Here is a 12,640-nt window from a genome sequence, read left to right as displayed (position 1 = left end):
TTGCAGACCATCCTAGTAACACATTCCAGACTGCCAAAGCGTTTACATGCATTAATCCCGCACAAGCTCTGTGTGTTTGGTTTGATTTTCCGTTAATCCAACCCCAGAAACGCCGCATGAGAGCAAAACCGAACCAAAGCCTTGTCTGATTATTGTCAACTTTGCCAAGCCGCTTGCTTTTCCCGGTTTGCAAAACCCGTTTAGCGCGCGGTATAGGTTCTTACGAAGGGAAACAAATCCAGATCATGCACACACCGCCTCTGCTTCATTCTGATGATGGAAGACCTGCACACTGGGCCGGGCCAACCGGGTCCGCGCGCTACACGGCACGGTCTGGTTCACCTGCCCCGGTAAAAGCGTCTGTCATGGCAGCGCGCATGGTTGTCCCTGCATGTGCGGCGGCTGCAAGCTGGACGGCGCTTTGGATCGGCCCGTTCTATGCCGGCATTCTGGCACTCTGGACATGTTGGGTTGTGGTGGCCCTGTCTCGGTACATTCCGATCAATGGCTTGCGCTTGTGCCGGGAGGCGGCCTACGGCGAACGTATCTGGCTCAATCAACTGAGAGAAACCAAAGGTCAGCAAGGACCAATGTTGGGTCTTTATCTGACTGCTTGGACAGCGCTCGCTATCACCATCTTGGGTGGTTTGATGTTATCGCCGCTTGTGACTGCCACAGGTGTGGTTGTCGCCATGATCACCCAGTACGTTTTGTGGAAGCAACTGTCTGCTTATTACGGCAAGAGCAAGACAACCCATCCGCTCTATCGCTTCTGGGACGCACGAAAAGCCAATGACAACAACAAGTCATTCAAAGGCTTATCCGACGGACACATGACGTCCGATCTCGGCCGTCAACGTCAAAGACCGTCTGTCCGCTGACGCTGCCTTTCCGCAAGCAATCCGATATACATCAGCGCAACGCTTGCGCCTGCAATTGATGTGATGTCGGCATGGTCATAGGCTGGCGCGACTTCAACAACATCCCCGCCAACGAAGTTCAAATCACCCAGCCGGCGCAAGATCATCAACGCCTCCCGGCTTGTGAGACCACCCGCAACAGGCGTTCCGGTCCCCGGTGCGAACGCGGGATCAAGGCAATCAATGTCGAAGGTCATATAGGCCTTGGCATCACCGACCCGGTCCTTGACCAGTTCGACCACGCCGTTGACCCCAAGCAGCTCCACTTCTTCGCCGTAGAGAATTTCGAGGCCGCAAGTCTCCGGCGCGTGCGTGCGGATACCAATCTGAATCGATTTTTCAGGGTCAATCAGACCTTCTCGAACTGCTCGGCCGACAAAAGTGCCATGATCGATCCGGTCTCCTTTGTCATCCCAGGTGTCCTGGTGCGCGTCGAACTGAACGAGGGCCAAAGGTCCGTGCTTTTCGACATGCGCCTTCAACAAGGGATAGGTGACGAAATGATCGCCTCCGATGGAAAAGAGATGCGTGCCGCTCTGCAGGATTTCTCGCGCCTGTGCTTCAATGTGGCCTGGGATATCCCGGTTGTGGCCATAGTCAAAAACGCAATCTCCATAATCGACACACGCCAGTGTTTCGAACGGATCAAACTCGAAAGGGTATTGCGGATCCCCATCAAAAATAGCCGATGCTCGGCGCACGCCCTGTGGTCCGAAACGAGCACCAGGCCGATTTGAAACGGAAGCGTCAAACGGAATCCCCCAGACGGCCAGATCGACCCCGGTCAAATCGCGGCTGTACCGCCGGCGCATGAACGACAAGACGCCGCCATAAGTCGGCTCGTGCGACCCTCCTTTCAGAGAATCGCCTAGGAACGCATTGTCGGTCTGACGTGGCAAATCAACAGCCATGGGGCACCTTTATCAAAAGAACTGCAGGCACTTAACCGCAGTCTATCGGCAACCTCAAGCATTCATTCAGACCCGACCACCGAAGAGATTTGCAACTTACCGTCAAAGTGAGAATGCCATTTCGGCGGCCTTCTCATGGAGGTCTTTCTTGAAATTCTGATTGTATCTCGCGTTGCCGCCCTTCCGGATCGCGTCTAAAAGGCCTTGCCTCGCAATGCGGGCTCCGGCAGCATAATTTCAGGGACATAGAGATTTGGCAGATACAACGGCAAAACTTCTGCGCGGCAGACTGCTGACCTTCACCTCCGCGCCCGGCGGCCCTGAGGACACCTCCGCCTATACCTATGAAGACGATGGCGCGCTCCTGATTTCCAATGGAGTGATCAAGGCACGCGGTTCGTATACCGATGTCAAAGCCGCAGCTTTAGAGCAATTTGCGGAAATCGATCACCGGCCGCATTTGCTGATGCCCGGTTTCATCGACACGCATTTGCATTTTCCGCAGGTACAGGTGATCGCCTCCTGGGCCGATCAGCTGCTGGACTGGTTGAACGACTACACCTTCCCGGCCGAGCAGAAATTCGCCGACAAAACCCACGGTGACCGGATCGCACAAGGGTTCTACGACTGTTTGCTTTCAAACGGCACGACGACGGCGGTCGCCTACTGTTCCAGTCATCCCAATTCCGTTGAGGCGTATTTCGAGGAAGCCGCCCGCCGCGGCATGCTGATGCTCGGCGGCAAGACGATGATGGACCGGAATGCGCCGGAAGCCCTCTGCGACACTGCCGAAAGCGCCTACACTGACAGCAAGGCACTTTTGGAGAAATGGCACGGCAAAGGTCGCGCCCTCTACGTCATCACGCCGCGGTTTGCGATCACCTCGACGCCCCAGCAGCTGGAAGCAGCCGGCACGCTCCTGAAGGAGTATCCGGACTGCCATTTGCAGACCCACATCAATGAAAACCACAACGAGATTGCCTTCACGAAGGAACTCTACCCGGACGCACAAGACTACTTGGGTGTTTATGAAGAATTCGGACTTTTAGGGTCAAAAACACTGCTGGGCCATTGCATCCATATGAACGATCGGGAACTGGGCGTGATGCGTGAAACCGGCTCGGTCGCCGTGTTCTGCCCGACCTCCAATCTATTCCTCGGCAGCGGTCTGTTCGACAAGAAGCGAACAGAAGCGGCCGGCATTAAAACCTCAATCGCCACAGATATTGGCGGCGGCACGAGCTATTCCATGCTGCGTACGCTGGATGAAGGCTACAAGGTCCTGCAATTGCAGCGCCAGCGCCTGCATCCGCTTGAAACCTTCTATTGGGCAACGCTCGGCAATGCGAAGGCGTTATCACTGTCTCAAAAGATCGGTTCGCTGGACGTTGGCACCGACGCGGACATTGTCGTCCTGAACGCCAGTGCCACCCGCCCAATGGCCTTACGGATGGAAACGGCTGAAACGCTGTCCGAAGAGCTGTTTGTTTTACAAACCCTGGGTGACGACCGGTCCGTTGTCGAAACCTATGTCGCAGGGGTTCCGCAGAAACCTGCAGACCTCGACGCAGCCGGCCTCTAACGCAAAATTACGTATTGCCCGCAAAGCCCTGACTTTGTCTACTAAGAAGAAAGTCTCGGCTTTGAAGGGGATGTTGTGGACACAATCACGAGCAATCTTAGCCATGATCCGCTGCCGTTTTTTATCACGGCACCGGGCCAGACAGACACGCTTTTCATCGCGGTCAGTGTCTTCATGGTCCTGGTATTGGTCGGGTTCGGCGCGTTGTATTTCACAGTTCAGGCCTGGCCGGACCGGATGGCGTCCGGCATGGGCAAGACCCAGATCCAGATTGTCGGGCTGCTCGGCCTGTTGTCACTGATCACCTTCAACAACGCCTTTTGGGTTGCGGCCCTGTTGCTCGCCGCCATTCCAATTTCGCAGATTGTTTTACCTGTTAAGGTCAAATCGCTCCGCTCTAGCCGGACCGGCAAGCGAAGGATCCGGTAATGCTTGAGCTGCTTTTCAGCGCCCTGATTACGATCCTTCCGGATTACCTTTATCGCCGCTACAAGCAGGGCAAGCGGCTTGGTCATGAGATCAACCTGTTCACAGTGTGGTATGAGCTGCGTTGGGGCATCACATCCTGTGCCGTGCTTGCGATCAGTCTGCTGACGGTGATTTTCTATTTTCACCCCACAACGACGAATGTCACCTCGCTCTTCAGGACAGTTTCTATTCTCAGCGACCGACCCGGCCGGGTCGAAGAGGTCTATGTTGCCGACAACCAGTTTGTCCGCGCCGGAGACCCCATCTTCCGGCTCGATACGCAGCGGCAACAAGCAGCAGCCGAGACAGCGCGGCGCCGGATTGCCGAGGTGGAAGCCGCAATTCTGGTCGGACAAGCGGAATTCGCGGCGGCCGAAGGCAACATCATTGCTTCTGAAAGTCAGCTGCGTCAGGCGCAGGATGATCTCACGCGGCGCCTTGAGCTGTCTCAGCGCAACCAGAATGCGGTCACCGAGCAGGAATTGGAGCGCCTGCGGCTGTCGGTCGAAGGTCTAACCGGGTCGCTGGAAGCAATCAAGGCGCAGCGTGATGCAATCCAGACCCGGCTCCGGGTTCTTCTTCCGGCGCAAAAGTCGAGTGCCGAAGCGGCACTTGCGCAGGCGGAAACAGAGATCGAAAAGTCGACCGTCTTTGCCGGGACAAACGGCACTGTCCGCCAGTTCAAGCTCCAACCGGGTGACCTCGTCAATCCAATCCTGCGTCCGGCCGGAATTCTGGTCCCCGAAGGATCGGGCCGCGGCCGCTTTCAGGCTGGCTTTGGCCAAATTTCAGCTCAGATCCTCCACATCGGCACGATCGTTGAGATTACTTGCGCCTCAAAACCGCTTGCCGTCATCCCGATGGCTGTCACCGAAATCCAGGATGCGATCTCAGGCGGTCAACTCCGGCCCACAGATCAGCTAATCGATATTCAGGATCGCGCGCGTCCCGGCACGATCCTGACTGTTCTGGAACCTGTTTTCGAAGGTCATGCAGACTACATCCCGCCCGGCAGCCGCTGCATAGGCGTTGCGTATTCCAACCATGACAAGGCCATCAAGTCTGGTGAGATTTCCGGATTCTCTGCCTTCCTGTTCCGGATCGTGGACGGGATGGGAATTGCGAATGCGCTCGTCATCCGCATCCAGTCCCTGCTGTTACCGGTCAAAGTACTGGTTTTTCCAAACTAGGCTCTGAGGGCACAGCCATTCTTACGGGTCTGAAAAGTCTGACTGCCAGTGCCAAAGATGCGAAGACAACAAATGCTGCGCCGCAGGCGCCGTATACCGCCACAAATCCATAACTCTGGAGTGCCGGAGTAAACACAAATGGCGACACGATCTGCCCTAAGAACATGGATGTTGTGATCATGCCGGAGACCGTTCCACGCCGAGCGGCCGGTGCAATGTCGAGCGCGGCAAGAAACAAGGCTGGCTGGACGAACGCATAGCCAACGCCAATCAGTGCGCAGCCCGGAATTATGAACTCCCACGCTGGATACATCGCAAGCGTGGCGAACCCACATCCCATGATGAGAAAACCTGCCGAAAACGTGATTGGGAGACCGAGACGGCCGCGGATCGCTGCAAACTTCAACGCAGTGAAAGCGCCCGACAGGGTCAAGGCGCCAAGCCCGAGCGCCGTGCCGGTCGCCCCGTCAAATCCTGATGCTTCAAGGTAAAACGGCAATTGGCTGGGCATCAGAAAAAAGATCATCACGGTCACCATTGAAAGACCGGCAAGCCCGAAAGCGTAAACCAGCCATGATCCGGCTTGCGCAGCTAATACTTCGGTTGCCGCAGTGGTTAAGGATGTGGGCACGTCAGGCGCGGTTTTCCGGTACCGATACTCCTGTTTCATAACCGGCCAGAGCAACGGCAGCAGCAGAAGAGGCAAGGCATAAATCACAAAGGGCAAACGCGGAGACACGCCGGCCAACAGACCGGCTCCGCCAATAAACAAAAAACCACCGAAATTAATCGCAACAACCTGCCCTCCCATAAAGGCACTGCGGCGGTTGCCCTGAAACAAATCCCCGGCAAGTGCGACCTGCGCGGTCATCGTAAAAGCAAGGGCGACCCCAAGCAGAAGACGGCTTGCGAGAATGGCAGTCAGATCGTTCAGATAGGCACCGGCACTGCCCGACAGTGCGAACACCAAAACACCGGCCATCAGCAGCCAGCTTCGCCCGAAGCGGTCAATCGCAAGACCGGCAAGCGGTGCAACAAGAACCACGGTCAAGGACGGCGCCGAGACCAGAAAGCGGACCAGATAAGCTGCTCCCGGCTCGCCTGAAAAACTGGCTTCCAGCGCTGGCAAGGCAGGACTGATCGTGGCATTTGCCATGATTTTTAAAGAGGCTGTCAGAAGCAGCGCCAACGCAGTTACATCGCGCCAAAGCGATGTTTCCGGCCGGACATTTGGATAAGTCATCTATAAATCCTCTTGCATGACGACTGAGTTGGCTGCAGCCTACAAGTTCAAGTCGACTTAAGGTCAAGAAATGAAATTACTGGATATTTCGGAAGTTGCGCGTCAGTCCGGGGTCGCCGCGTCAGCGCTACGCCACTATGAGGAAAAGGGGCTGATCCATTCCGCCGGCAGGCGTGGGTTGAAACGGCTGTTCGGTCCGGAAGTCCTCGATCAGCTGGCCGTCATCCGGCTTGGCAAAGCCGCCGGTTTTTCGCTGGAGGAGATCAAGGGCATGTTCGGACCGGACGGCCGCCCGTCCCTCTCCCGCTCCGTCCTTCGGACAAAGGCGGACGATCTCGACGATCAGATCACCCGGCTGACCTCCTTGCGGGATATGATCCGGCACGTTGCCGACTGCCCTGCACCGCGTCACATTGAATGCCCGAAGTTTCAAAAACTCATCCGGATCAGTGCCCGAAGGAGCGCTGTGAAACCCAGCAAGTTCTGAACTCTTCAGGTAGTGGCTTAGCGGCGGTTGAAAAAGAGAATGACCTGGCGGGCCTGACGCTGGAAGATGCTTGGCCCTGCGGGTCTGCCCTCCCCGGTCTCGACCGACCGGATCACCGAGCGCACCAGGAAGATGGCCGCAACGCCAAAAATCACACCGCCTGCGGCCTGACCTATCAGCACCCCGGGAGCTCCCCAGATCGATCCGCAAATCATGACGAGCGGGATGGTGCCAAGCGTATGACGGCCCCAGTTCATCCAGGTCGAATAGAACGGGCGCCCCAGATTGTTGAAGAATGCGTTGGAGACGAAAAGAGCTCCGTTGAAGAAGAATGCCAGGGCCAAAGGACCGCAGAAAAGATAGATCAGCGTCAGGGCCACACCCTGCACTTGAAACAGGGCGGCGATCGGCTCTCTAAGAAGAAAAAGCACCAAGGCGGCGAACGCAACCACCAGGGCCGTGAACAAAAGCGCATCCCGCAAGACGGTGCGAACCCTTGTGTAGGCCCCTGCTCCATAATTCTGCCCGACGATCGGCCCAACAGCACCGGAAAGCGCAAAAATCGTGGCGAAGGCAAGCGGGCTCATCCGGGCAACGACAGCCATTCCGGCAACTGCATCTTCACCGAACTCCGCCATTGAGCGGGTGACAAACGCCTGACCGACAGGGGTCGCCAATTGGGTGAGAATTGCAGGGACGGCAATGGCCGCGATCGGCGGCAAAGCTTTCATGAAAGCGGATTTGCCCGGAAGGCTCAGACCGCCGTAATACTGAAAGATCGGCCAGATGGCGAAGACAGCCAGAGCGATGCGGGACGCTGCACTTGCAAGGGCGGCACCGGTCAACTCCAGACCAAAGCCAAAGATCAGGATCGGATCCAGAACCGCGTTCACCAACCCGGCGATGATCGTGCAGGACATCGCGCGCCTGGCATCCCCGTGGGCCCTCAAGATGGCGCCCCCTGCCATGCCCAACAGCAAAAACGGCAAGGTCGGAACAATGATCGACAGGTAATCAACGGCAAGTCCGTGGGTCGCGCCGGTCGCGCCGATTAGGCTGACCAGAAAATCCAGCCCGAACCAGACCAGGGTCGCAAACACAATGCAAAACAGGACGCCCCAGCCGAGTGCTGCTGATGCCCTGCTGCGCGCATGTTCCTTGTCTCCCTCGCCGAGCGCCCGGGCCACCAACGCACCGGCTGCTATCGCAACACCGATGTTGAAGGATGTGGTGAAGAACAGGATTGCGCCCGCATAACCAACCGCCGCCGCCAGCTCATCCTTGCCGAGCATCGAGATGAAAATCATATCGACGAAATCAACGGCGAAAATCGCCATGAGACCGACGGACGATGTCAGCGACATCACGGTCACATGACGGAACAAGTTGCCGGTCAGGAATTTGGCTTGGGACATGAGTACAGACGGTTTGCCAGGACTCAGACAGTGGCCCCTGCGCGCGTCATGCCACGGGAAGGTCCTGTGTGCAAATCATGACTTAAGCACGAAATGCACATCGTTGAACTCAGCCCGGTATGCCGAGACCTCGCCCGCAAGAGTGACCGGATCGTTGGTCTTCAGGGCACGTGCGATCAGACCCGCCAATTTTGGTGCGTCTTTGGCGGTCACGCCTCTGCGCACCAGTTCCGGGGTTCCAATTCGCAAACCGTTCATGTCTCCCTCAACCGGTGCAATCGGAAGACCGATCCCACAGGCAAGGAAACCTGCTTGGCGCAGTTTTTTCGAAGCTGCTTGGCCGCCGCCGAAACTTGCTGCCTCTACCGCGAACTGATGCGACTGGGTAAAGCCTTTATGAGCGCCAAAGACTGGCACACCATTTTCCTGCAGCTCCTTTGCCAGGCGGTGTGACAGAGCGATCATCTCGGCTGCATAAGCTTCGCCATAGGCCTTCCAGTCCAACATGGTTATCGCGAGCCCTGCCGACTTGGCTGCATCAAAATTCGCCGTCATGCCGGGAAACGCAATCGCATCCAGCTGTTCTGCCAGATCCGCTTCATTGGTGACCAGCAATCCACCTGCCGGTCCGCCGAGGCTCTTGTAGGTGCTCATGGTCATCATGTGAGCCCCTTCCTTGAGCGGGTTTGGCCAGGCCCTGCCTGCAATGATCCCGCACTGGTGCGCCGCATCGAAGAGAACCATTGCCCCGCACCCGTCTGCAATCTCGCGTATTTCCCGGACCGGATGCGGGAACAGATTGAGGCTGCCGCCGATGGTGATCAGTTTCGGTCTGACGCGGCCTGCCAGTTCCTTCAGCCCATCAAGATCGACCGTGTAACCATCCGCGCTCACCGGCGCTTCGTGAATATCAAGACCATAGAGGCCGGCACATCCAGCCGTGTGGTGGGTCACGTGACCGCCGATGGATGCCGGCGGCGCAATAATCGTATCGCCGGGACGGCAGGTCGCCATGAAGGCATAAAGGTTGGCCAGCGCGCCGGAGCCAACCCGGATTTCGGCGAACTTCGCCTGAAACACTTCCGCGCAGAGTTCGGCGCAAATAACCTCGATTTCCTCGATCGCTTCCAAGCCCATTTCGTATTTGTCGCCCGGATACCCGAGCGACGGCCGCGACCCGAGCCCGGAAGCGAGCGCAGCCTCCGCCTTTGGGTTCATGACGTTGGTCGCCGGATTGAGATTGAAGCAGTCGCGGTCATGGATCTGGAGATTCTGTGCGATCAACGCGTCGATGCGCGCCTGCGTCTCCTCCAGATTGGCTGATGCGGTTCGGGCCGCCAGCTCCTGAACGTAAGTCTCGCAGGCGTCCGGCACCCAGTTTCTTCTTTCCAATGCAGTCATTTCGCTCTCCCGCGCTGTTGATTGGAACGAAAGCAAATGCGGGTGGAACCTGCAAACGAGATTTGCTACATATTTGCCCTAGAATTTCTATGCCTCATTGGATCTGTTATGGCAGTTGCGCCGCCACGACCGAAGATGCCGCCGCTCAACGCTTTGAAAGCCTTCGAAGCAGCGGCGCGCCTCAACAGTTTTTCAGCTGCCGCCGACGAGCTATGCGTTACCCCGGCTGCGGTCGCACAGCAGATCAAAAGCCTTGAAACCTGGACAGGCAAAAAGCTGTTCAAACGCAACGCCAAAGGTGTTCAATTGACACCTTTGGGCGCGACCGTCTTGCCCGGCTTCATAGCGGCCTTCGACACGATGGCGTCTTCGGTGCAAACCCTTAGGGCAACCGCCAACCCGCTGGACATCCGGATTGCGGCCACACCGAGCATCTCGCAACTATGGATCTCGCCGCGCCTGCCGCGTCTGAGGGCTACAATACCAGACCTCTCCCTCTCCCTGACGGCTATGGAAGAGCCGCCAAATCTTGCGCGAGAACCCTTTGATCTTGCGATCTTTTTCAGCAGCACATCAGGTGACTGCAGCAATGAAATCTTGATTGGATCGGACACGATATATCCAGTGTGCTCGCCTGAGACTGCGCAAAAACTCCGCACCCTGGATGATCTGGCGAGTACGACGTTTCTATATGATACCGCCTGGAAATCGGACTGGGAGACTTGGCTCTCGCACATATCGGAGGGCAAACGGTTTCTAATGTCAGGTCCGGAGTTTTCTCTTTATGCGCTGGCACTGCAGGAGTGCAAGAATGGCGCGGGCGTCTTAATCGGGCACGACTTACTGGTGCGGCAGGAACTAAAGACTGGAAACCTGGTTGCTCCGTTTCCAGAAAAAGTCGCCCTGCCGAAGAAACTCACCATCAAAACGCTGCATCAACTGGATCAAAATTCTCCGCTCGGGACGGTGGTGGAGTTTTTGAAGAAGTCAGATCCTTGAACGGTTTTGCTTTGCGCTTTTTGCCGATCGTAGCGACGACTGTTCGTCTCGATCAGATGATCTCGTCTTCATCGAACATCGGATCGTCCTCGAGCTGGTTGCTGAGGTTTTCCAAAGTGCCCTCCGCCCGAGGAACGGACATCACACGCCCAAGATGAAACACGGCATCGCCCTCGTTGACGACCGGCATGACTGCGCGGCCAACAATCACCCCGTCAAACGGCGCAATGATGTCTTGTTCCCGCTCGCCGAATGGATCGGACACCGCGCCCAAAACGGTACCCTCACGCACCAATTCTCCATCGGCTTTAAAGATCCGCAACAGTCCACCCATCGGCGCCCGCAGCCACTTGCTGGACCTGCACACCCAGGGGCCCGATTTCGGTTTGGAGATCCCCTTGGCGGTCAGCATTTTGAAATGCCGCATGATCCGCAACACCCCGGCGACACCGGCGCGAACGGACAACTCATCAAAGCGCAGTCCCTCGCCCGCTTCGAACAGAAGCACATCCTTGCCGGCGTCTGCAGCGGCTTGGCGCAGCGATCCGTCGCGGATGGGCGAACGCATGATAATCGGAGAGCCAAAAATTTTGGCGAGCTCCATGGTCCGCTCATTGTCCGGAGAGACCCGCACCTGAGGATAGTTGATCCGGTGGATCGCCGCAGAATGCAGGTCAATGCCGAGATCCGATCTCAGCACGATCTCGTTCATGAACTGGTGCGCCAGACGCGACGCCAAAGGCCCGCTTGCAGAACCTGGAAACATGCGGTTCAGGTCGCGCCTGTCCGGCAGGTATCTGGAGTGGTTGATAAAACCGAAGGCGTTGACGATCGGGATCGCCAGCAAAGTGCCCCGCATCGCGGCAAGGCCTGGCGCCTTCAACAAACGCCGGATGATCTCAACGCCGATGACCTCATCGCCGTGCACACCACCACTGACAAAGATCGTTGGTCCGCTGCGTTTGCCGTGGACCACGTGCACGGACATGGTGACCGGTGTGTGATCTGAGAGCACGCTAACCGGCACATCAACTGTTTGCCGGGTTCCTGCCGGAACCCTGTATTGGCCGATATCGAAGGCCGCGCGCGGTGCCATCAACCGCTACCCTTCGTTTTGGTCGCGCCAGATTTGGCGTGTTTCTCCATGTACTCGATGATCTTGCCGGCGATATCAAGCCCGGTTGCCTTTTCAACGCCTTCCAGGCCCGGGGACGAATTGACCTCCATGATCACCGGCCCGTGGTTGGACCGCAGCATATCAACGCCGCATACATTCAACCCAAGGCTTTTGGCCGCGCGAACGGCCGTCGCCCGCTCTTCGCTTGACAGTTTAACCACCTGCGCAGATCCGCCACGGTGCAAGTTGGAGCGGAAATCACCTTCCGCCCCGGTCCGCTTCATGGCAGCGACAACCTTACCGCCAATCACAATCGCCCGGATATCGGTGCCACCGGCTTCCTTGATGAATTCCTGCAGCATGATGTTCACGCCGGCACCGCGAAACGCCTCGACAACGGATTTCGCCGACCGGTCGGAATCCGCTAGAACCACACCGATCCCCTGCGTGCCTTCTAAAAGCTTGATAACGATCGGAGCCCCACCTGCAAGCCTCAAGACTTCTTCTGTCTGTTTCGGATCATGGGCAAAGGTCGTCACTGGAAGCCCGATTCCATCACGGGCCATCAACTGCATGGAGCGCAGTTTGTCACGCGAGCGTCCGATCGCGACGCTTTCATTCAGCGGGTAGACGCCCATCATTTCAAACTGCCGCAGGACCGCCATGCCATAAAAGGTCACAGATGCTCCAATCCGCGGAATAACGGCATCAAATCCGGTCAGTTTCTCACCGTTGTAGTAAACTTCCGGCCGCCGCGACGCGATATTCATGTAGCACCGAAGTGTGTCGATGATATCCAATTCATGCCCGCGCGTTTCCGCAGCCTCTTTCAGACGCTGGTGGGAGTAGAGTTTGGCGTTCCGAGCCAGCATTGCAATTTTCATAATACGTCCTTTCAGCTGAATTC

Annotated in this window: 12 protein-coding genes; 6 read left to right on the top strand and 6 right to left on the bottom strand. The window is 57.1% G+C overall.

The genetic code is table 11. The annotated features are described in order from the left end of the window. The first annotated feature begins 245 nt into the window (after positions 1-245). On the top strand, positions 246-881 hold the full coding sequence (locus AC0J4F_RS16020) for a hypothetical protein (protein WP_473024013.1): 636 nt from the start codon (positions 246-248) through the stop codon (positions 879-881). On the opposite strand, the gene speB is transcribed toward AC0J4F_RS16020, so the two are convergent. After that, a complete protein-coding gene (gene speB / locus AC0J4F_RS16015; RefSeq protein WP_133947099.1) occupies positions 860-1,831 on the bottom strand; it encodes an agmatinase in 972 nt (323 codons plus the stop codon). The genes AC0J4F_RS16020 and speB overlap by 22 nt on opposite strands. Before the next feature lie 253 nt (positions 1,832-2,084). Between speB and guaD the strand changes: the two genes are divergently transcribed. The 3 genes from guaD (at position 2,085) to AC0J4F_RS16000 (ending at position 5,071) form a co-directional block, all read left to right on the top strand. Next, entirely contained in the window at positions 2,085-3,413 is a 1,329-nt protein-coding gene (guaD, locus tag AC0J4F_RS16010; protein WP_473024012.1) for a guanine deaminase, read from the top strand. 75 nt (positions 3,414-3,488) lie between these two features. Continuing rightward, the gene (locus AC0J4F_RS16005) at positions 3,489-3,842 is read left to right on the top strand and encodes a hypothetical protein (RefSeq protein WP_473024011.1); all 354 of its coding nucleotides are present in this window, start codon (positions 3,489-3,491) and stop codon (positions 3,840-3,842) included. Then, positions 3,842-5,071 carry an HlyD family secretion protein gene (locus tag AC0J4F_RS16000; RefSeq protein ID WP_473024010.1) on the top strand — a complete coding sequence of 410 codons (1,230 nt, stop codon included), beginning with the start codon at positions 3,842-3,844 and terminating at the stop codon, positions 5,069-5,071. The genes AC0J4F_RS16005 and AC0J4F_RS16000 overlap by 1 nt, the downstream gene beginning before the upstream one ends. Here the strand turns inward: AC0J4F_RS16000 and AC0J4F_RS15995 are convergent. Continuing rightward, a complete protein-coding gene (locus AC0J4F_RS15995) occupies positions 5,046-6,314 on the bottom strand; it encodes an MFS transporter (RefSeq protein ID WP_473024009.1) in 1,269 nt (422 codons plus the stop codon). The two genes, AC0J4F_RS16000 and AC0J4F_RS15995, sit on opposite strands and share 26 nt — an antisense overlap. Positions 6,315-6,384: 70 nt before the next feature. Between AC0J4F_RS15995 and AC0J4F_RS15990 the strand changes: the two genes are divergently transcribed. Next, entirely contained in the window at positions 6,385-6,801 is a 417-nt protein-coding gene (locus AC0J4F_RS15990; protein ID WP_209175135.1) for a helix-turn-helix domain-containing protein, read from the top strand. A 17-nt stretch (positions 6,802-6,818) separates the two neighbouring features. Here AC0J4F_RS15990 and AC0J4F_RS15985 read toward each other — a convergent pair whose 3' ends face one another. Beyond that, a complete protein-coding gene (locus AC0J4F_RS15985; RefSeq protein WP_473024008.1) occupies positions 6,819-8,216 on the bottom strand; it encodes an MATE family efflux transporter in 1,398 nt (465 codons plus the stop codon). A 75-nt stretch (positions 8,217-8,291) separates the two neighbouring features. Then, positions 8,292-9,617: an aminotransferase class I/II-fold pyridoxal phosphate-dependent enzyme gene (locus AC0J4F_RS15980; protein WP_473024007.1), complete on the bottom strand. Its 1,326-nt coding sequence runs from the start codon at positions 9,615-9,617 to the stop codon at positions 8,292-8,294. A 108-nt stretch (positions 9,618-9,725) separates the two neighbouring features. On the opposite strand from AC0J4F_RS15980, the gene AC0J4F_RS15975 reads away from it, so the two are divergent. Beyond that, the gene (locus AC0J4F_RS15975; RefSeq protein WP_473024006.1) at positions 9,726-10,616 is read left to right on the top strand and encodes a LysR substrate-binding domain-containing protein; all 891 of its coding nucleotides are present in this window, start codon (positions 9,726-9,728) and stop codon (positions 10,614-10,616) included. A gap of 52 nt (positions 10,617-10,668) precedes the next feature. Here AC0J4F_RS15975 and AC0J4F_RS15970 read toward each other — a convergent pair whose 3' ends face one another. Beyond that, the gene (locus tag AC0J4F_RS15970) at positions 10,669-11,712 is read right to left on the bottom strand and encodes a succinylglutamate desuccinylase/aspartoacylase family protein (protein ID WP_133947091.1); all 1,044 of its coding nucleotides are present in this window, start codon (positions 11,710-11,712) and stop codon (positions 10,669-10,671) included. Next, positions 11,712-12,617, bottom strand: a complete 906-nt coding sequence (gene rimK / locus AC0J4F_RS15965) for a 30S ribosomal protein S6--L-glutamate ligase (RefSeq protein ID WP_133947090.1) — start codon at positions 12,615-12,617, stop codon at positions 11,712-11,714. The genes AC0J4F_RS15970 and rimK overlap by 1 nt, the downstream gene beginning before the upstream one ends. Positions 12,618-12,640 lie beyond the last annotated feature (23 nt).

It is taken from the genome of Roseibium sp. R5, assembly GCF_055755305.1.
This window is presented reverse-complemented; position numbering and strand designations above follow the sequence as displayed.

What these genes read in the sequence shown, in the direction of transcription:
- AC0J4F_RS16020 (WP_473024013.1), top strand. Translation starts at nt 246, where the DNA reads ATGCACACACCGCCTCTGCTTCATTCTGATGATGGAAGACCTGCACAC.
- AC0J4F_RS15980 (WP_473024007.1), bottom strand. Translation starts at nt 9,617, where the DNA reads ATGACTGCATTGGAAAGAAGAAACTGGGTGCCGGACGCCTGCGAGACT.
- AC0J4F_RS15970 (WP_133947091.1), bottom strand. Translation starts at nt 11,712, where the DNA reads ATGGCACCGCGCGCGGCCTTCGATATCGGCCAATACAGGGTTCCGGCA.
- AC0J4F_RS15995 (WP_473024009.1), bottom strand. Translation starts at nt 6,314, where the DNA reads ATGACTTATCCAAATGTCCGGCCGGAAACATCGCTTTGGCGCGATGTA.
- AC0J4F_RS15985 (WP_473024008.1), bottom strand. Translation starts at nt 8,216, where the DNA reads ATGTCCCAAGCCAAATTCCTGACCGGCAACTTGTTCCGTCATGTGACC.
- AC0J4F_RS16000 (WP_473024010.1), top strand. Translation starts at nt 3,842, where the DNA reads ATGCTTGAGCTGCTTTTCAGCGCCCTGATTACGATCCTTCCGGATTAC.
- AC0J4F_RS15975 (WP_473024006.1), top strand. Translation starts at nt 9,726, where the DNA reads ATGGCAGTTGCGCCGCCACGACCGAAGATGCCGCCGCTCAACGCTTTG.
- speB (WP_133947099.1), bottom strand. Translation starts at nt 1,831, where the DNA reads ATGGCTGTTGATTTGCCACGTCAGACCGACAATGCGTTCCTAGGCGAT.
- rimK (WP_133947090.1), bottom strand. Translation starts at nt 12,617, where the DNA reads ATGAAAATTGCAATGCTGGCTCGGAACGCCAAACTCTACTCCCACCAG.
- AC0J4F_RS15990 (WP_209175135.1), top strand. Translation starts at nt 6,385, where the DNA reads ATGAAATTACTGGATATTTCGGAAGTTGCGCGTCAGTCCGGGGTCGCC.